This is a genomic window from Pseudoalteromonas sp. UCD-33C (assembly GCF_001306895.1).
GTDB lineage: Bacteria > Pseudomonadota > Gammaproteobacteria > Enterobacterales > Alteromonadaceae > Pseudoalteromonas.
In genome coordinates this window covers 337070-357012 of sequence record NZ_LJTB01000001.1, presented here as the reverse complement: position 1 = coordinate 357012, position 19943 = coordinate 337070, and the positions used below count along the sequence as shown (strand labels likewise).

Here is a 19943-nt window from a genome sequence, read left to right as displayed (position 1 = left end):
TGTTCAATGCGGGTTTTTCAATTCGCCTTGTTGTGTTTGGCTTTATTTATTCAGTACCGCTTATGGTTTGGCCATAATGGGGTGCAAGACTACACTCGTTTAAAACAAGCGGTTACCTCTCATCAAGACACCAATGCGAAATTATTAAAGCGCAATAAAGTGCTCAAAGCCGATATTGAAGACTTAAAGCTCGGTCAAGAGGGCATTGAAGAACGGGCGCGTAATGAATTAGGAATGATTAAACCTGGCGAAACATTTATTCGCGTATTACCAGGTCAACAGCAAAATGAACACTAAGCAAACTATCACCGCCATTGTTCCCGCTGCGGGAGTAGGGAGTCGAATGCAACATTCGGCGCCAAAGCAGTATATTGAACTTGCGGGTAAAACTATTTTAGAACATACCCTAAGTAAACTTGCAGAACTTAACGAATTAAACACCATCAAAGTAGCAATTAGCGATGATGACGGCTACTTTGCTGATTTACCACACATAGATAAGCGCATTGAGCGTGTGAGTGGTGGTAAAGAGCGCGCTGATTCAGTGCTTAACGCCTTGCTATCACTTGCTGACAACCCACCTGATTGGGTACTTGTTCACGATGCGGCAAGGCCGTTAGTGTGTCTGGCAGATATTCAGCGTTTAATAACTGAATGTATCGCTGCCAATGAAGGCGGTATTTTAGCGTCAAAAGTAAAAGACACCATTAAGCGCGGTCATACACACAGTGAGCAAACGGTTCCACGTGATGATTTATGGCAGGCACTCACCCCTCAGCTTTTCCCTTATCAGGCGCTGACTAATGCGCTATCAAGTGCCCTTAAAAATGGTGTGACTATCACCGATGAAGCATCGGCAATTGAATGGGCTAAGCAGCCTGTTAAGCTGGTTGCAGGTCGCAGTGACAATATTAAAATTACCACCCCAGAAGATTTAGATTTAGCAGCATTTTTACTGCAAAAACAACAAAACGAGAGTACCTCATGATTCGAATTGGCCATGGCTTTGATGTACACAAATTTGGCGGCGAAGGCCCGTTGGTAATTTGTGGTGAAAAAATAGATTACCCACAAGGCTTTTTAGCACATTCAGATGGTGACGTTGCCATTCACGCATTGTGTGATGCCATTTTAGGCGCATTGGCAATGGGTGATATTGGCAAGCATTTCCCTGATACTGCGAGCGAATACGAAAATATTGATAGCCGAATTTTACTACGTCACGTGGTTGGGCTTGCTAAAGAGCAAGGTTATATACTTGGCAATGCAGATGTGACGATTGTTGCGCAAGCACCAAAAATGTTGCCACATATTCAAGCAATGCGTGAAAACTTATGCCAAGACCTTGAAGCTGATATTTCACAAGTTAATGTGAAAGCAACAACCACTGAGAAGCTTGGGTTTGAAGGCCGCAAAGAAGGTATCTCAAGCCACGCTGTGGTGATTATGAGCAAACAAAGCGCATGAGCGAGTTAAACTACCTATACGGTAAACCTCTTTCTAAGGCTGACTTTAAAACTCACGCTGAAGACTTCATGGTTGATGAAGATTTAGGTATTGAGTTTACCGGTTCTGGTGAACATGTTTGCTTGCAGGTTGTAAAAAAAGGCGAAAATACTCAGTTTATTGCGAAACGCATTGCCGAAAAAGCAGGGGTATCTCCACGAGATGTGAGTTATGCAGGCTTAAAAGACCGTCATGGCGTGTGTACCCAATGGTTTAGCGTGCCAGTTCCAATTAAGAAGCACATAGAATTTAGCGAACTGAATAACGATCAGTTTTTTGTAATATCGCAACAGCGCCATAACCGTAAGCTCAGAACCGGTTGTCATAAAGGCAATCGCTTTACCATTACATTACGTAATGTAACTGAGCCGCTGGATATTTTGTGCCGTATCAACGCGGTGCGTTCTGGTGTGCCTAATTACTTTGGTGAGCAGCGCTTTGGCCATGGTGGTCACAACCTTGAAATGGCAAAGCGCATGTTTGCTGGAGAGCGTATCCGCGATAAAAAATTGCGTGGCTTAGTTATTTCAGCTGCGCGCTCTTATGTATTTAATGAAATCGTGAGTATGCGGGTTGCCGAGCATGGCCTTGCGAAAACAATGCACCGCGAAGTGTTTATGCTCAGCGGCAGTAATGCTTTTTTTGAAGACAACATTAGTGATGACAATATTGCGCGCTTAGCGTCTGGCGATATTGTGATGTCGGCACCTATGGTTGGTAAAGGCGAAAAAGGCCTGACCGAAACCGAAAAAGTGTGGCTCGAACCTTATCAGTCTTGGATAGATGGCCTTAGCGAACTTGGCCTTAAGAATGAGCGTAGAATGTTACGACTTATTCCTGATTCATTAGCTGTTGAAACGATTGATGAAACTACTTTAAAGTTAAGTTTTGGTTTACCAAAAGGCTGTTTTGCTACCGCCCTGCTGCGTGAGCTGGTGGACTATCAAGATGCAAGCCCCAGAGAACAAAAACAAAAGGATGCGTAAATGAAAATCTTATTGAGCAATGATGATGGCGTACATGCTAAAGGGATTGCGGTTTTGTATCATGCATTGACGCAAATAGCAGATGTGACCTTAGTAGCGCCAGATCGTAATTGTAGTGGCGCAAGTAATTCATTAACGCTCATGAATCCACTTCGTGCAACCACCCTTGATAATGGCTTTATTTCGATTAATGGCACGCCGACTGACTGTGTGCATTTGGGAGTTAATGAATTAGTCGAGCAGCAGCCAGATCTAGTGGTTGCAGGAATAAACCACGGCGCCAACCTAGGTGATGATACCTTGTATTCAGGTACAGTAGCAGCGGCCACTGAAGGGCGCCACTTAGGACTGCCGGCGATTGCTGTGTCGTTATGCTCTAAAGAAGGAAATCACTTTGAAACTGCTGCAGCGGTTGCGGTGAGTATTATCAAAGAGTTGGCATCGCACCCGTTACCGAAAGATCAAATCATCAACTTAAACGTGCCAGATATTCCGCTTACTGAGCTAAAAGGAGTTAAGGTAACCCGTTTAGGTTCGCGTCATAAAGCTGAAACCATGACGAAACAACAAGACCCATGGGGCCGTGACATTTATTGGTATGGTACCCTTGGTGCTGAAAGTGATGCAGGTGAAGGCACTGATTTTTATGCCATTAATAATGGTTATGCATCAGTGACCCCGCTTAGTGTTGATATGACGGCGAAAGAGAGCTTACAAGCCGTCGATAGCTGGTTAGCAAATATGGAGATTAATAGTGCTGACTAATTATAATCGCAGCGCACTGGCATTAGCAGAGTTATTGAAACGCGAAGGTGTAGAAGACAGTACTGTGCTTGAAGCGATAGCCTCAACACCCAGACACATTTTTATTGATGATGTTTTGCAGCACAAAGCTTATCAAAATACTGCACTGCCAATCGGTCAAGGGCAAACGATTTCGCAGCCATATATTGTCGCACGCATGACTGAGCTGCTCCGCTTAGCGGGTGTACGTGATAAAGTGCTCGAAATTGGCACAGGCTCTGGCTACCAAACAGCAATACTGGCAAAAACCTTCACTAAAGTGTGCTCGGTAGAGCGTATTAAAGCATTGCAATGGCAAGCAAAACGTCGTTTGCATAAGCTTGATTTATATAATGTCACCATGAAACACGGTGACGGTTGGCAAGGCTGGCAGTCGCAAGCTCCGTTTGAGGGGATTATTGTCACAGCAGCTGCGGCTACTATGCCAAAAGGACTTCTGGCACAACTTGCTGATGGGGGCGTTATGATTGCACCTATCGGTGAGCAAGATCAGCAATTAATGATGGTCGTTAGAAATGGCGACACTTTTACAGAACATAAAGTTGCACCAGTACGATTTGTACCTTTGGTACCTGGTGATATTGAATAGGACGTTATACTTTGAAGTTGTTTACTAAGTTATATGATATGGCGCTGGTATGGGCTAAACACCGTCATGCGGAGCGTTATTTAGCAGGGATGAGTTTTGCTGAATCTGTTTTTTTTCCGGTGCCACCGGATGTCATGCTAGCCCCTATGTCGCTTGCTCAGCCAGATAAAGCATGGCGCTTTGCCAGCTTTACTACTATTGCTTCAGTGATTGGTGGTATTTTAGGTTATTTACTTGGCTTTTGGTTATTCGAACCGGTAGTTGAACCGCTGATTGCGCAAATGGGTTGGCAAGCTAAATTTGACACAGCGCTAAGTTGGTTTGAAAACTATGGTGTATGGGTGGTGTTTTTAGCGGGCTTCTCTCCTATACCTTATAAGGTTTTCACCATAGGTGCAGGTTTGATGCAAATGGCATTCTTGCCATTTTTAATTGCCTCGGCAATAGGTCGTGGCGCGCGTTTCTTCTTAGTGTCGGCTTTAATGAAGTGGGGCGGCGTTAAAATGGAGCAAAAATTACGTCAATATGTTGAAGCGCTTGGCTGGGGATTAGTTGTTTTAGTTGTGGTTGCGTACTTTTTACTACGATAACCCGTAAAACCATTAAACTAGTACGATAAGGAGCATTTTACGATGAGCAGGCAGTTAACAGTCTATGTTACTTTGTTTCTTAGTATTTTGCTCTTTGGTTGTACTTCTCGCGAAGCACCGGCACCGGTTAGTAGTTTAGATAATAAAGTTAAACCCGCCACACGCAAAGTAAATATCTCGGGCTCAAAATATGTAGTCAAAAAGGGCGATACTTTGTATTCAATTGCTTTTAGCGCTCAGCAAGATTTTCGAACCCTCGCAAAAATAAACGATATTCCAGCACCTTATACCATCTTCCCTGGGCAGAGTATTTCGCTCACAAAATCGGCACAAAAATCAAAAAAGACGAAAAAATATACGAATTCGAGTAAAAAGTCTACTGTTTCTATACAAAAAAATAACAAAAAATTAAAGAAAGGGCTTGATCAGCCAAAACAACGAGAGTATGTTCAGAAACAAGCCAACAAAATAATTAGTGAAAAAAAGCGTGATTCTAATGCTAAAGTTGTATGGGGCTGGCCTGCAAAAGGTAAAGTCACAAAACGCTTCTCTAACAAAGAGAATGGCTTTAAAGGATTACAGATCACTAATAAACAAGGGGCTTCTGTTTTAGCTGCTGCACATGGAACTGTGGTATACGCGGGCAACGCATTGAGGGGGTACGGTAATTTAATCATATTGAAACACAATGATGATTACCTAAGCGCTTACGCGCACAATTCAAAGTTGCTTGTAAAGGAAAAACAGGAAGTAAAGGCGGGGCAGAAAATAGCAGAAATGGGCAGTTCAGACTCTACGGTTACGGCTTTGAGATTTGAAATTCGTTATCGGGGTCAAGCAGTCAATCCTGCTAAGTATCTACCTTAGCCATTTAGGGTATTGATAAAGTGATTTAGCTCAATCACATATTTGCTCGGGAGGACGCTTATGGGTCACACAGCAAAACTAGAGAAAAAAACTGACGCGATTGACGATAAATTTGATGACACGGTAGTCGAAGAAGAGTCTTCTGAATTACTTGAAGAAGTCGACAACGAAGATGAAATTTTTGCAAAAGAAGAAGTTGCCAAGAATTTAGATGCTACGCAGCTGTATCTTGGTGAGATTGGTTTTTCTCCGCTGCTAAGCGCAGAAGAAGAAGTTTATTTTGCTCGAAAAGCACTGAAAGGCTGCGAAGCCTCTCGCAAGCGAATGATTGAAAGTAATTTACGTTTAGTGGTGAAAATTGCCCGCCGCTACAACAACCGTGGCCTTGCGCTACTAGACCTTATTGAAGAAGGTAATTTAGGCCTTATCAGAGCCGTTGAGAAATTTGACCCAGAACGTGGTTTTCGTTTTTCAACTTATGCAACTTGGTGGATACGTCAAACCATTGAACGTGCCATCATGAACCAAACACGTACGATTCGTTTACCTATTCACGTGGTTAAAGAGCTTAATGTTTATTTAAGAACAGCCCGTGAATTAACGCAGAAACTTGACCATGAACCAACCGCAGAAGAAATTGCAGAGTGCTTAGATAAGCCGGTTGAAGATGTCACTAAGATGCTGCGTTTAAACGAAAAAATCACCTCGGTGGATACACCTATCGGCGGTGAAAATGACAAAGCGTTACTAGATATTATCGCCGATGAAAAAGACTATGGTCCAGAAGGCGAAGTACAAAATAATGACATCAACAAGCACATTGTTGATTGGCTTGGAGAGTTAAACCCGAAACAGCGTGAAGTACTTGCTCGTCGTTTTGGTTTACTAGGCTATGAGCCATCAACCCTTGAAGATGTTGGTCGTGAAATAGGCTTAACACGTGAACGTGTAAGACAAATTCAAGTGGAAGCATTACGTCGCTTAAAAGACATTTTGCAACACGAAGGTTTAAGTACAGATAGCCTATTCGACCAATTCACCTGATTTGACAACAATACATAGGCCTTCGGGTCTAGAACACACAAAAAAGCTGACATTACGTCAGCTTTTTTTATACCTCTTTTATTGCACTACAGTAAATCTTTTAATTGATACAGTAGTTGGTGTGCTTGTCTTGGCGTTAAGCTGTCTGGATCAAGCTGTTTTAAGGTTAATTCAAGCTCAGAAGGCTCATCATCAAAACTTAACGTTTGTTGTTGTTGCTCAATGGGGGCAGTAACAGGTTGATGGTTCTCAAGCATTTTAAGCTTTTGTTTTGCTTGTTGGATCACCGCTTTTGGTACACCAGCCAAGGCAGCAACTTGTAAGCCAAAGCTCTTGCTTGCTGCGCCTTCAAGCACGGTATGCATAAAGGCAATGGTGTCGTTGTGCTCAATGGCATCAAGGTGCACATTTACCAGCCCTGTTTTTTGTTCGGCCAGTTCGGTTAGCTCAAAATAGTGGGTGGCAAATAAGGTTTTAGCGGCAATTTTTGATGCTAAGTAATCAGCCGTTGCATAGGCAAGTGATAAACCATCATAGGTCGAAGTACCGCGACCTATTTCATCCATCAGGACTAGTGATTGCGCTGTGGCATTATTTAAAATTGTTGCTGTTTCGGTCATTTCAACCATGAAGGTTGAGCGTCCTGATGCTAGGTCATCACTTGCGCCGATACGCGTAAAGATACGGTCAATATTACCAATCTCTGCACTATCAGCAGGAACGTAACAACCAATGTGAGCCATTAGAACAATAAGTGCAGTTTGGCGCATATAGGTCGATTTACCACCCATATTTGGACCTGTGATAATGAGCATTTTTCGGTCGTTATTAAGCTCCACAGGGTTAGCTATAAACGGGTCTTTCATTACCTGCTCTACTACCGGGTGGCGACCTTGCTTAATACTGATATTATCGTTATCGCACAAAGTTGGCTTAGCATAATTAAGCGCTTGCGCACGTTCAGCTAAGTTGTTCAGTACATCTAAATCTGCTAGTACGGCTGCCATTGTTTGTAGCTGCTCAATGTGCGGAGCAATAAACTCAAATAGTTGCTCGTAAAGCTGTTTTTCAAGCGCTAGCGCTTTTGACTGGCTACCAAGTACTTTATCTTCGTGCTCTTTAAGCTCAGGGATAATATAACGCTCATTATTTTTTAGCGTTTGACGGCGAATATAATCCGCAGGAACCAAGTGCGAGTTCGCACGGCTTACTTCAATAAAAAAGCCATGCACCTTGTTATAGCCAATTTTTAAGGTGCTAATGCCTGTGCGTTCACGCTCACGTTCTTCAAGCTTATCGAGAATATCGGTTGCGCCTTGGCTTAGGGCACGCCATTCATCAAGCTCACTGTTATAACCTGGGGCAATAACACCCCCATCACGAATAAGCACCGGTGGGGTTTCGATGACAGCACGTTCTAGTAAGTCTTGTAGCTCAGGTAATTGCTGCGACTTTGCAATAATTTGGCTAATACGCGGATCGTTGGCGTCCAAAAGTAATTCGTGTAATGGTGCCAGAGCTTGCAGTGCACTACGTAGGCGCGTTAAATCACGCGGGCGTGCTGTGCAAAGTGCTAGGCGTGCAATAACACGCTCAATGTCGCCAATTTGCTTTAATGACTCTTGTAGCTCACCACATAATTGCGCATCGATAATTGCACTAATTGCGTTTAGTCGAGAGTTGAGCTCTGTTTTGCTGCGCACAGGGGTATGAATACGACGCTTTAATAAGCGTGAACCCATAGCTGTGGCTGTTTTATCAAGTACTTGTGCAAGTGTGTTTTCGTAACCGCCCGATAAATTAACCGTTAGTTCAAGGTTTTTACGAGTTGCTGCATCTAAGATCACCGCGTGTTCGTTTTGCTCAAGGGTGATTGCACGAATATGCGGCAGGGCTATGCGCTGAGTGTCTTTTACGTATTGCATTAAGCAGCCTGCAGCCACTAAAGCCGCGTGTGCTTTGTCTACTCCAAAACCAACTAAATCTTTGGTGCCAAATTGGTCGCAAAGTAAATGCTGCGCAGTATCTAGATCAAATTCCCATTCCGGGCGACGACGTGCGCCTTTGATATGTTCAATTAAGTGCACATTTGCAAATGTTTCACTGTAAAGCAGCTCAGCAGGGGCTAAACGCTGTAATGTTGAGCTAAATGCTTCATCGGTATTAACTTCTAACACATTGAATCTGCCAGAGTTAATATCTAAATAAGCAATACCATATAAGCCTTGTTTACTTTGCCATACACTGGTTAGCAGGTTGTCTTGGCGTTCTTGTAATAATGCTTCGTCAGAAATTGTGCCCGGTGTAACAATACGTACAACTTTACGCTCAACAGGGCCTTTGCTAGTCGCTGGGTCACCAACTTGTTCACAAATAGCTACTGACTCACCCATTTGTACAAGGCGAGCTAAATAGTTTTCGACTGCGTGATAGGGTACGCCCGCCATTGGAATGGGGTCGCCACCGGCTTTACCTCGATGGGTTTGAGAAATATCAAGAAGTTGCGCTGCACGCTTGGCATCATCAAAGAAAAGTTCGTAAAAGTCGCCCATACGATAAAACAATAAAATATCCCGATGCTCGGCTTTTATTTTTAGATACTGCTGCATCATAGGGGTTTGTTGTTTTATAGTGTGCGGTGCATAAAGATCAAACGACATGTATTTACCCAAAGGCTGAATATGGAATTACATCAAGAGATTAAAACACTTGCTGCGAAATTAGGAGCTATTTTAACGGATAAACGCTTATGGATCACTACCGCAGAGTCATGCACTGGTGGTGGAGTGAGTTATGCACTAACCGATACCCCAGGCAGCTCTAATTATATTGACCGAGCGTTTGTCACTTATAGTAACCAAGCAAAACATGAGCTCATTGGCGTTAGCGAGCAAACCTTAAACAGCTTTGGTGCGGTGAGTGAGCAAACCGTTGTTGAAATGGCATCGGGGGCAGCAAAAGCAGCAAATGCAGATATCGCAATAGCTATTTCGGGGATAGCAGGCCCCGGTGGTGGAACACTGGATAAACCTGTGGGATTAGTATGGTTTTGCATTCATTTTGCTGGTCAAAACTACCCAAGTCAGCAAGTTTTCTCTGGTGATCGAGCTGAAGTTAGACTGCAAGCTATTGTTTACTCATTAAAAAATATAATTGAATTGATAAAATCTGAAAATTAGCTTGATACTGTGATTTCATACAGTATACTGTCTGCATTAGCCGGATTTGGAGAACAGAATGAACGATAACAAACAAAAAGCCTTAGACGCTGCTTTATCACAAATTGAGCGTCAATTTGGTAAAGGCTCAATTATGAAACTGGGCGACAATAAAGCCCTAGATATTGAAGCAATTTCAACTGGTTCACTAGGTATCGATATCGCACTAGGTATTGGTGGTTTACCTACGGGTCGTATTGTTGAAGTGTATGGTCCTGAATCATCAGGTAAAACAACGCTTACTTTACAAGTTATCGCTGAAGCTCAAAAGCAAGGTAAAACTTGTGCATTCGTAGATGCTGAGCACGCTCTAGATCCTGTATACGCACAAAAATTGGGTGTAAACATTGATGACTTACTTGTTTCTCAACCAGATACTGGTGAGCAAGCATTAGAAATCTGTGACATGTTAGTTCGTTCAAGTGCAGTTGATGTTGTGATTGTTGACTCGGTAGCAGCTTTAACACCTAAAGCTGAAATCGAAGGTGACATGGGTGACTCACACATGGGTCTACAAGCTCGCTTAATGTCACAAGCTTTACGTAAGCTTACAGGTAACATCAAGCGTTCAAACACACTATGTATTTTCATCAACCAAATCCGTATGAAAATTGGTGTTATGTTTGGTAACCCAGAAACAACAACAGGTGGTAACGCACTTAAATTCTACTCTTCAGTACGTATCGATATTCGTCGTATTGGTTCTGTGAAAGAAGGCGACGAGGTTGTTGGTAACGAAACTCGCGTTAAAGTTGTTAAGAACAAGGTTGCTCCGCCATTTAAACAAGCTGAGTTCATCATCATGTATGGCGAAGGTATTTCGAAACAAGGCGAGTTAATTGACCTAGGTGTTAAGCATAAGATTGTTGAAAAGTCAGGTGCTTGGTACAGCTACAATGGCAGCAAAGTTGGTCAAGGTAAAGCAAACTCAATTAAGTTCTTAAAAGACAACCCAGAGATCGCAGATGAGATCGAAGGTAAGCTACGTGAGATGCTATTACTTCAGGCAACAGAACAACCAGAAGATGGTGAAGATGCAGGCCTATTAGCTGAAGACGAGCTATAAACACCGCAAAAGAGTACAGTTAAGCGTGATTTGACCCGCACTTAACACAAAAAAGACCGCTACACAGTTAGCGGTTTTTTTATGGGTGCTATAAGCCATCAGCCATCAGCCATCAGATTAAGATAGCTTAGAGCTGACAGCTCTTAGCTAAATGTGAAAAAGCCGCATATAATGCGGCTTTTTATGTACTTAAAGCTTAAAACTTTCAGCTTCTAGCTCAAAGCTTACAGCTGCCAGTTGAAAGACACTGAGTAGTTACGTGGTGCGCCGTAATAACCTTGTGCCCAGAAAAGACTGTGGATGTACTTTTCGTTGGTCACGTTATTAACGTTCAAGTTAACGCTCATATTGTCATTAATATCGTAGGTTGCCATTAGGTTTAATAGGCCGTACGCATCTTGCGTTGTGGTGATAAGTGCAGCATTTGTTGCCGCATCACGCACTTGCACGCGCTTTGTATCGTCTTGCCAACGATAGTTTAGGCCAAAGGTTAAACCATCAATCTCAGGCACTTTATGAGTTACAGCAAGTTTGAACTGGTTTTCAGGTGTGTAGTCTTTTACTAACTCATCACCATCAATGTTTAGATTACTGTAGCTGAAGCTTGCACTTAGTGTTTCGTTGATTTGACCACTAAGCTCTACTTCAATACCGTCGCTGTTAATACCATCTGCGCCATAGTAGCGAGTGTCGTCAGGTAATGAATCAGGGATAGCAACGGCAAGGCCAACTTGTTTAGCATCAAAGTAGGCAAGAGTTACAAATAAATCGTCATCAAGTAGCTGAGCTTTCACACCAATTTCACTGCTTTTACCTGTGATTGGATCTAAGTAATCGCCATTGATGTCACGCTCTGTTTGCGGTACGAAGGTTTCTGTGTAGCTTGCATAAGTTGAGAAGCTTTCGTTGATATCATACACAGCACCGAAGTAAGGCACGGTTTGGTCGCTATCTTTGTCTTTTGCAACGCCGTAAGAGGCACCTTCAGTTTCCCAATTTACTTGGCTCACACCAGCTAAAACACTGAATGAGTCAGTTGCACGGATGCGTGTTGAAATATATGCAGAGCGTTGACGGCTGGTGATATCAGCTCCTGTTAAACCATCAGTAAGTGTTGGCACTGGCGCTACACCATCCCAACCACCTAGCTCAGGCATCGCAGGGAAACCATTGCCTGTTGTACGGTCATACAATGATTTATCTTTATTATCCATATCTGCTTGGTTTACACCAAATGACAGGTCATGTTCCATACCAAATAAATCAAATTTACCTGTTGCGTAAATATCTAAAATATCGTGCTTATCTTTGTGGTCATATTCACTGGCATAACCCGTTAAGCCAAGGCCTGTTTCTCTATCTGGTGTGCCGTAAACATAGAAAAGCTCTGAATCTTGCTCATTTTCTAAGTGCGCGTAGCTGGCTTTTAAGAACCAAGTATTGGTGATTGCTTGCTCAATTGATAAGAACAGCTGCTCTGTCGTGTTGTTCCAATAAGACCAATCTGAAGCAGTGCTGGTTGACGCATCAAAGTTTGTTGCTGAGCCATCGCTGTAATAAAGCGGTAAAGCACCCCAAAGTGGGCTGTCAGCATCTTTCTTCTGATTTACATAGTTTGCTGTTACTACTGTGCTGTCAGTTAGCTGACCTTCGTAGGCTAGGTAATAAATTGTTTTATCTTGCTCGTAGCGGTCAAGGTATGACTCAGTTTTGTGCTTGGTGAATACAGCACGAACAGCGTGGTTTTCGTTGATAGCAGTTGAAGCGTCAAGCTCTAAACGCTTGTTGTCCCAAGAACCATACGATACAGACGCATTTACTTGCGTTTGATAAGTAGGGCGCTTTAGAACCATGTTGACTGTTGCTGATGGGTTACCAGCACCTGTCATTAAACCATTGGCACCACGTACAATTTCAACACTATCGAAAATAGAAGTATCTAGAGTACCTTGGATTGAACCGTTGTCTTGCGGCATACCCATGCCATTAACTTGGAAGTTGGTGATCTCAAAACCACGAGCTTTAAAATAAGTACGGTCAGTTTCGATTTGCTCAACAGTGACGCCCGGTGTACTTTCAAGTACAGCGTTTAGATTATCGAGTGAGAAGTCATCCATTAACGCACGTGAAACAACAGAGATTGACTGTGGTGTTTCTTTAATTGTTAGCCCTAATTTGGTTGCTGACTGTGCTTCTTCAGTGATGTAGTTTTTATGATGCTGGCCATACACGGCAATTTTTTCAATTGCTTGTACTTCTTTTTGTTGTTCTGCAAAAGCGTGGCCACTTAAAAGTGCTGAGGTCACAAGGCTTAATTGAGATAAGCGCAAAAATTTTGTTGATGACATGCAAAGTTCCAATTAGTTCAATGAATAGTGAAATTAATGCGTAATTTAATCTAAATGAAAATAATTTGCAATTAGCATTTGTGTTTTGGTGAATGATTGTTTGCAAAAAGTTTAAAGGGCACAGAAATATAAAAAGGAGATATAAAAAAAGCGGCCGAAGCCGCTTCAGGAAGTAAAATAAGTTTAAATCTTAAAATACGTATTTTGCAGAGAACTGCAGACGGTCCATATCGCCGTCAGCACCGCTTTCTAACTCACGCTCGGCATGTTTAAACTCAACACCAAAGGTAAGCTTTTTAACAGGCGAATATAAAAGGTTGGCACTATAGCTTTGGCTCATTTCTGTAGGGTCGCCAGTCACAGCAAGTAAATCTGTGTTGTTATCTGCTGAGAAGAATGAATAAAGGAAAGTTGAGCGCCATTGGCTATTCCAGTGTTGTTGATAGGCAATAAAACCTGACGTTGAATCAATTGCATCTAAATCATCACCGTCAAGCACCGCACCATGAGCCACATTTAAACCAACATAACGGCCTAAACCTGTGCCTTGAGTTAGCATAAATTTTAGGTTGTTTTGACCAAAATTTACTTTACCAGATGCACTGATACCGAACGATGATGTATCTGCATCAATGCCATTTTGTTTATAAGTTAACTGGCGAGCAAGACCGGTAAATACTAATTCACCCCAATCAGCTTTATGCGCATAACGTGCTGTAAAGTCAGGCATTGATGCATCATCAGTGGCAACACGTGCACCGCCAACTGTGACTGTGCTCTCTGGGTTTTCGATAGAGAATGACCAATTACCCGTAGTGTAACGTGCCTGTGCTTGACGTACGAACACAGTACCTTCAGCAGGACCGACGAAATCAAGTGTTTCTGGTAATGCGCCAACGTTTTGGAAGTTTGACCAGGCTTGACCAAATAGCCAACCATCATAAGTTACAAATGCTTGACGAATACGAGGCGCGTAAGAGTTACTAACGCGTTCGTTACCGCCAGGTGCTGAAGCAATAAAGTCTATTTCAATTTTAGTTTTGATGGTTTTACCGTCGTCTAATTTTGTTGCTGTACCTAGGTTAAAGCGAGATTGGCGTGCATGCATGTCAAATACTGCATCGCTGTCGCTGTCTGCGCCTACAGGTGTTGTACCTGGTACATAGAAGTCACGGCCAATGCTGCCGCCAGCTGGTACGCCTGCAGAGTAATCACTCCACATAGCATCAAGTTTTACATAGCCACCATAAGAAACGTCTGTGTTACCGATGGTTGCGGCGTTAGCGGTACCTGCAAGTGCACATAAAACAGCTGAAGCTGTGAGTGTTTTTAATGCGGTTACTTTTGTTGTTGTCATAATGTGTATTCCTGTCGAAGCTACTTGTTGATTGCATTAATGTTGTTGTATCACTGTTGTTTAAGAAATGACTTCTCTCAATTATCTATTGGTCTATTAGACTAAGGTGGAATGGGTAGTTAAATCGCATCCAACCTAACATTGGACTAGATTATAGAAGGCAATTTTAAAGTTTTTTGTTAAATGACAAGATATACAACTAAGGTCTAATACTTTCAGGGGCTTTGCTGAGTGATCCTTGAAGCAGGCCGTAGGCAAGTAATTAAAATGGAGACGACAACAATGTCAGAAAGTATCTATCCAGTACCAGCGCATATCAAGAATGCAGCACTAGTTGATAACGATAAATATAATACACTGTACAAGCAATCTATTGATGACCCTGAAGGATTTTGGCGAGAGCACGGTAAACGCCTTGATTGGTCAACTCCTTATAACAAAGTAAAGAACACCTCATTCGACAAAGGCCACATCAGCATTCGCTGGTATGAAGACGGCCAACTTAACGCATCTTACAACTGTATTGACCGCCACCTTGCCACTAAAGCCGATAAAACAGCCCTTATTTGGGAAGGCGACAACCCTGAACACAACGAAAATATTAGCTACCAACAGCTTCACGACGAAGTAGCTAAGCTAGCCAACGGCCTTAAAAAATTAGGCGTATCAAAAGGTGACCGTGTTGCTATTTATATGCCAATGACACCGCAGGCTATTTACGCTATGCAAGCGTGTGCGCGTATTGGTGCGATTCACTCTGTAGTATTTGGTGGTTTCTCTCCATCAGCGATTGCTGACCGAATTAATGACTCAGGCGCTAAAGTGGTAATTACTTCAGACGAAGGTCGCCGTGCTGGCAACTGCGTACCACTTAAAGCAAATGTTGATGAAGCGGTATCACAAGACTCAGTAACCACCGTTGAGCACGTTATTGTTCATCAGCTAACGGGTGGTGAAGTTGAATGGAATAGTCATGATGTTTGGTGGCATGAGCTTGTCGCTGACTTACCAACTGAGTGCGAACCTGAACCAATGAATGCAGAAGATCCGCTTTTCATTCTTTATACTTCAGGCTCAACGGGTCAACCAAAAGGGGTGGTTCATACTACCGGTGGTTACCTTGTTTATGCATCGATGACACATGAATATGTGTTTGATCTTAAAGAAGACGATATTTTCTGGTGTAGTGCCGATGTGGGCTGGATCACAGGTCACAGCTACATTGCTTATGGCCCATTAGTGAATGGCTGCACGCAAGTCGTATTTGAAGGTGTACCAACTTACCCAACAGCGGGGCGTATGGGTGAAGTAATTGATAAGCACAACGTGACTATCCTTTACACAGCACCAACTGCTATTCGTGCTCTAATGGCGAAAGGCGATGAGCCAACAGCGACTTCAACTCGTAAAAGTCTTCGTGTTATGGGTTCTGTAGGTGAGCCAATTAACCCAGAAGCGTGGGCATGGTATTACGAGCATATTGGTAACGAAAACTGCCCAATCGTAGATACCTGGTGGCAAACTGAGACTGGCGGCATCATGATCACACCATTACCAGGTGCAACAGATATGAAGCCAGGCTCAGCAACACGTCCATTCTTTGGTATTGCACCAGCACTATTTGATGCTGAGGGTAATACACTAGAAGGCGCGGTTGACGGTAACCTTGTTATTTTAGATAGCTGGCCATCACAAGCACGTACAGTTTATGGCGACCATGAACGCTTTGAACAAACCTATTTCTCAGCATACCCAGGCGTGTACTTCACAGGTGATGGTTGTCGTCGTGATGAAGATGGCTACTACTGGATCACAGGCCGTGTAGATGACGTACTTAACGTATCAGGTCACCGCCTAGGTACTGCAGAAATCGAAAGTGCATTGGTTGCTCACGAAGCAGTAGCAGAAGCTGCAGTAGTAGGTTACCCACATGATATTAAAGGTCAGGGCATCTATGTTTACATCACTCCAAATGAGGGTGTTGTAGTGAGCGATGAACTAACAAAAGAGGTACGTAACTGGGTTCGTAAAGAGTTAAGCCCAATTGCATCACCAGATATGATCCAATGGTCTCCAGGTTTACCGAAAACTCGTTCTGGTAAGATCATGCGTCGAATTTTACGTAAAATTGCGGCAAATGAGCACCAACAGCTTGGAGATACTTCTACACTAGCCGATCCGAGCGTTGTTGATGAGCTAATCGAAAACCGATTAAATCGTTAAAATCGCGTTAAAAACTTGATTAGAAGTTGATTCTAAACGTAGTATATCGGCTGTCACTTAGAAATAGGTGTCAGCCGAATTTATTAGGAGTGAACCATGAGTCAGTTTTTAATAGCGGACGATCATCCGTTATTTCGTGAAGCGCTGAAAGGGGCATTGAGTGCTAAGTTCGCTGATTTAGAAGTGTTTGAATCGGAAAACTTTGATACCACTTTGCAGGTGCTGAGCGAGCAAGAAGATCTTGATATCTTACTACTAGACCTTCACATGCCAGGCAATGGCGATTTATACGGCCTTATTCGCATTCGCGAAGACTATCCAAGCTTACCAATAGCTGTTGTTTCTGGCAGCGAAGACATCAATGTAGTTTCTAAAGTAATGGGTTATGGTGCGATGGGATTTATTCCAAAATCATCTTCATCAGATGATATTGCGCTGGCAATCAACCACATACTTGAAGGCGATGTTTGGCTTCCACTTGAGCTTAAAGATAAAGTGGCTGCCGTAGATGGCGAAGACAAAGAAATTGCTGCGCAAGTGGCTTCACTAACGCCGCAGCAATACAAGGTGTTGCAATACTTACACGAAGGCTTGTTAAACAAACAGATTGCTTACGAGTTACATATTTCCGAAGCAACCGTTAAAGCACACATTACAGCAATTTTTAGAAAGCTAGGTGTGTATAATCGTACTCAAGCGGTATTAATTGCCTCTAAGTTACAATTAGAGCCTATTGAGTCGGCATAACAAAAGATAATAAAAACAATAAAGAGGCCATTCAGCCTCTTCATTTTATTGCTTAAGCGAACACCACGGTTCGATTACCATTGATAAACAGTTTATGTTCAGATGCGAGCTGCAACGCTTTGCAGAACACTGTTTTCTCTACATCTTTACCCATTTTTGCCATCATCTCTGCGGTATCCGCATGACTGACATGCGTCACATCTTGTAAAATAATCGGCCCTTCATCAAGCTCATTATTAACAAAATGAGCGGTCGCGCCAATAATTTTTACACCGCGCTCAAATGCCTGATGGTAAGGCTTTGCGCCAATAAAGGCTGGCAAAAATGAATGGTGAATATTAATAATCTTACCTTCAAAGCGCGCCACAAATTCAGGGCTTAAAATACGCATATATTTAGCAAGGCCAATAATGTCAGGCTGATAGCTGGCTATTAAATCACCGACTTGTTGATCATGCTCCGCACGGCTTAAGCCTTCGTGCGATACCACATGAAATGGTACACCAAAGCCTGCAGCCAGTGGCGCTAAGTCGGCGTAGTTGGCAATCACAGCCAGTACTTCGATGTTTAAGGCTTTTTCGAATTGCTTTAGTAATACACCACCTAAACAGTGCGCTTCTTTGGTAGCAAGCAATACCACTTTGGTTTTTTCGCTGCTGTGCAGGGCAAGCTCTGCGCCATCAGGAAGTAGCTCAGCAAGACTTGGTAAAAAGTCATCTGAAATAACGCCGCTTAACTCTGTACGCATAAAAAAGCGTTTAGCGCCTTTATCTACAAATTCGTTATTACGTGTAATATTTAAATTATGCTGATGACAAAGGCCGGTGATCTTGGCAATTAGACCAACATCATCATCGCATTGTGTGGTTAAAATCGTGTTCATAGTCCTCATTCTAATCCCGTTTGTGTGAACACCATTATTTGCTAATTTTTTTGTGCTGCATAGCGCAAATTTGACTATCTAATAATTTATCTGATTTGATTGTATAAGCGTCTAAAATGTAATCATTATTTACTTTTCGTGTAAAAGTAAGCTGCTTTCACTATAAATGTGATTTTCTGTCCATAATTATGATTAATTAAGTGCTTTTCTACATCATTTTCTACACTTTTTAACCTTATCGTAAGTAACTGTAAGTGAAGGTAATAGTTTGTAAAACATAGAATTTTTTCGCACTATTCGAGTCAGAATGGGGTATTACAAACAATAAGGAAAAAATTCCATGAAAAGCACTCTGCTTAAAACAATTGTTGCCTCAAGTTTGCTTTCGGTACTGGCTGCCTGTTCAAGCGATGACAGCAGCAGTAGCAACAGTGGCTATGTGCAACTGTACAATGGCTCTTACAACAGCCCATACACGCGTTTATTTGTTGATGACACTGAACGTTCGGGGGCAGATTTTGGTGATGTATCAACTCGTCATAACTACAGTTCGGGGGAGTATGAACTCAGTTTTGAATATGTTGATGCAAATGATAGTTATATCACCATCGACGAAGAAACCATCAAAATTAAAAATGATCAAACTCAGTTGCTAGTAATGAATGGTGATTTTGCTGAACCAATTTTTACTGAGCTAAGTGTTCCGACGTCAAGCGATGAAGATGAATTCAATGTTGGCTTTTTTAATATCGTTGGCGAAGATAACCTTTACGATGTATACGTTGCCACTGACGACGGGTTATTTGATACCGCTGAGTTATTAATGACTTCGCAATACCTCGTTGAGCCAGAATTAGCGACGCTTGAGGAAGGTTATTACACTATTTATATTACCGCTAGCGGCAGCACTGATGTGATTTTTGAATCACCAACCGTGTACTTTAATGATGAAGCAACGTACATGGCGATGATCCGCCCAAGTTATGCAACAGAAGAAGATGGTATTACGCTTGATGTCGTGACGGCAAGTAGCTCAGTAACACAACTAAACCACCAAGACGCGCAAGGTCAGCTGCGTTTTATCAATACCATCGATGATTACACGCAAACCCAGTTTAAAGTAACCCGAGGCACAACGGCGACCAACACCGAAGTTGTTAGCAACGATAGTTACTCTGAATACATGAGCATGTCACCAAATAGTTATAGCGTCGCTATGTTAGACGAAGCGGGTGACACAATTGTCGATAACTTCTTAATGACATTAGAGCGTGAGCAAAGTGCGGTTGGTCTTTTCTACAATGACAAAGATTACGGGCCTCGTATGATGACCATTGAAGAAAACCTAACTCCAAGCAGCTACAGCCACGCAGTTACTGTGGTTAACTTAATTGATAGCTATGCAGGGCAAGAGATTGACGAAGTTGATGTGTACTTCACCCTCAATGGTGAAACGGTTGAAGATACCAGCAATGTTGTTGAAGGGTTAGATCAATACGACCAGCAAGAACAGGTGGTTGATAACGAAGTTTATACAACCTATGTGGTCTATGAAGACAATGGTCAACAGATTGTGCTATTACAACAAAGCGATATGGATTTTACCGAAGAAGGTAACTATATCTTAGTGATTGAACACGATGAAACCACAGACTCAGGTTTTAAAATGACCTTAGAGCGTACGGTGACTGAACAGTCTTAACCGGCTAAAACGC

Annotated in this window: 18 protein-coding genes; 14 read left to right on the top strand and 4 right to left on the bottom strand. The window is 42.6% G+C overall.

The genetic code is table 11. The features are described from left to right. The first annotated feature begins 6 nt into the window (after positions 1-6). The 9 genes from ftsB to rpoS are packed head-to-tail and all read left to right on the top strand — an operon-like array spanning position 7 to position 6386. Entirely contained in the window at positions 7-297 is a 291-nt protein-coding gene (gene ftsB, locus AOG26_RS01500; protein WP_054560903.1) for a cell division protein FtsB, read from the top strand. Then, positions 287-988, top strand: coding sequence for a 2-C-methyl-D-erythritol 4-phosphate cytidylyltransferase (ispD, locus tag AOG26_RS01495; RefSeq protein ID WP_054560902.1), 702 nt, complete (start codon positions 287-289; stop codon positions 986-988). Before ftsB ends, ispD begins: the two co-directional genes overlap by 11 nt. Further along, positions 985-1467 carry a 2-C-methyl-D-erythritol 2,4-cyclodiphosphate synthase gene (ispF, locus tag AOG26_RS01490; protein ID WP_054560901.1) on the top strand — a complete coding sequence of 161 codons (483 nt, stop codon included), beginning with the start codon at positions 985-987 and terminating at the stop codon, positions 1465-1467. The genes ispD and ispF overlap by 4 nt, the downstream gene beginning before the upstream one ends. After that, positions 1464-2492 (top strand): tRNA pseudouridine(13) synthase TruD, encoded by a 1029-nt coding sequence (truD, locus tag AOG26_RS01485; RefSeq protein WP_054560900.1) that lies wholly within the window; start codon positions 1464-1466, stop codon positions 2490-2492. Before ispF ends, truD begins: the two co-directional genes overlap by 4 nt. Beyond that, positions 2493-3257, top strand: coding sequence for a 5'/3'-nucleotidase SurE (surE, locus tag AOG26_RS01480; protein WP_054560899.1), 765 nt, complete (start codon positions 2493-2495; stop codon positions 3255-3257). It begins immediately after the preceding gene. After that, the gene (locus AOG26_RS01475; protein WP_054560898.1) at positions 3247-3885 is read left to right on the top strand and encodes a protein-L-isoaspartate(D-aspartate) O-methyltransferase; all 639 of its coding nucleotides are present in this window, start codon (positions 3247-3249) and stop codon (positions 3883-3885) included. The genes surE and AOG26_RS01475 overlap by 11 nt, the downstream gene beginning before the upstream one ends. Before the next feature lie 11 nt (positions 3886-3896). Further along, a complete protein-coding gene (locus AOG26_RS01470; protein ID WP_054551145.1) occupies positions 3897-4475 on the top strand; it encodes a YqaA family protein in 579 nt (192 codons plus the stop codon). Between the two features lie 42 nt (positions 4476-4517). Then, a complete protein-coding gene (locus tag AOG26_RS01465; RefSeq protein ID WP_054560897.1) occupies positions 4518-5342 on the top strand; it encodes a peptidoglycan DD-metalloendopeptidase family protein in 825 nt (274 codons plus the stop codon). A 60-nt stretch (positions 5343-5402) separates the two neighbouring features. Continuing rightward, entirely contained in the window at positions 5403-6386 is a 984-nt protein-coding gene (rpoS, locus tag AOG26_RS01460; protein WP_054551147.1) for an RNA polymerase sigma factor RpoS, read from the top strand. An 86-nt stretch (positions 6387-6472) separates the two neighbouring features. Here the strand turns inward: rpoS and mutS are convergent, their stop codons facing one another. Next, positions 6473-9046 (bottom strand): DNA mismatch repair protein MutS, encoded by a 2574-nt coding sequence (gene mutS / locus AOG26_RS01455; RefSeq protein WP_054560896.1) that lies wholly within the window; start codon positions 9044-9046, stop codon positions 6473-6475. A 21-nt stretch (positions 9047-9067) separates the two neighbouring features. Between mutS and AOG26_RS01450 the strand changes: the two genes are divergently transcribed. Both AOG26_RS01450 and recA read left to right on the top strand, forming a co-directional pair. Beyond that, the gene (locus AOG26_RS01450) at positions 9068-9565 is read left to right on the top strand and encodes a nicotinamide-nucleotide amidohydrolase family protein (protein WP_054560895.1); all 498 of its coding nucleotides are present in this window, start codon (positions 9068-9070) and stop codon (positions 9563-9565) included. Positions 9566-9623: 58 nt separating this feature from the next. Next, on the top strand, positions 9624-10670 hold the full coding sequence (recA, locus tag AOG26_RS01445; protein WP_054560894.1) for a recombinase RecA: 1047 nt from the start codon (positions 9624-9626) through the stop codon (positions 10668-10670). A gap of 224 nt (positions 10671-10894) precedes the next feature. On the opposite strand, the gene AOG26_RS01440 is transcribed toward recA, so the two are convergent. After that, the gene (locus AOG26_RS01440; protein WP_054560893.1) at positions 10895-13018 is read right to left on the bottom strand and encodes a TonB-dependent siderophore receptor; all 2124 of its coding nucleotides are present in this window, start codon (positions 13016-13018) and stop codon (positions 10895-10897) included. 190 nt (positions 13019-13208) lie between these two features. Beyond that, positions 13209-14375 carry a DcaP family trimeric outer membrane transporter gene (locus AOG26_RS01435; protein WP_054560892.1) on the bottom strand — a complete coding sequence of 389 codons (1167 nt, stop codon included), beginning with the start codon at positions 14373-14375 and terminating at the stop codon, positions 13209-13211. Positions 14376-14657: 282 nt separating this feature from the next. Here AOG26_RS01435 and acs point away from each other — a divergent pair, with 282 nt between their 5' ends. Next, complete coding sequence (gene acs, locus AOG26_RS01430) at positions 14658-16598, top strand: acetate--CoA ligase (protein ID WP_054560891.1); 1941 nt, start codon at positions 14658-14660, stop codon at positions 16596-16598. A 96-nt stretch (positions 16599-16694) separates the two neighbouring features. After that, positions 16695-17345 carry a response regulator transcription factor gene (locus tag AOG26_RS01425; RefSeq protein WP_054551155.1) on the top strand — a complete coding sequence of 217 codons (651 nt, stop codon included), beginning with the start codon at positions 16695-16697 and terminating at the stop codon, positions 17343-17345. A 52-nt stretch (positions 17346-17397) separates the two neighbouring features. On the opposite strand, the gene purU is transcribed toward AOG26_RS01425, so the two are convergent. Next, complete coding sequence (gene purU, locus AOG26_RS01420) at positions 17398-18228, bottom strand: formyltetrahydrofolate deformylase (RefSeq protein WP_054560890.1); 831 nt, start codon at positions 18226-18228, stop codon at positions 17398-17400. A gap of 340 nt (positions 18229-18568) precedes the next feature. Between purU and AOG26_RS01415 the strand changes: the two genes are divergently transcribed. Continuing rightward, positions 18569-19930 carry a hypothetical protein gene (locus AOG26_RS01415; protein WP_054560889.1) on the top strand — a complete coding sequence of 454 codons (1362 nt, stop codon included), beginning with the start codon at positions 18569-18571 and terminating at the stop codon, positions 19928-19930. Positions 19931-19943 lie beyond the last annotated feature (13 nt).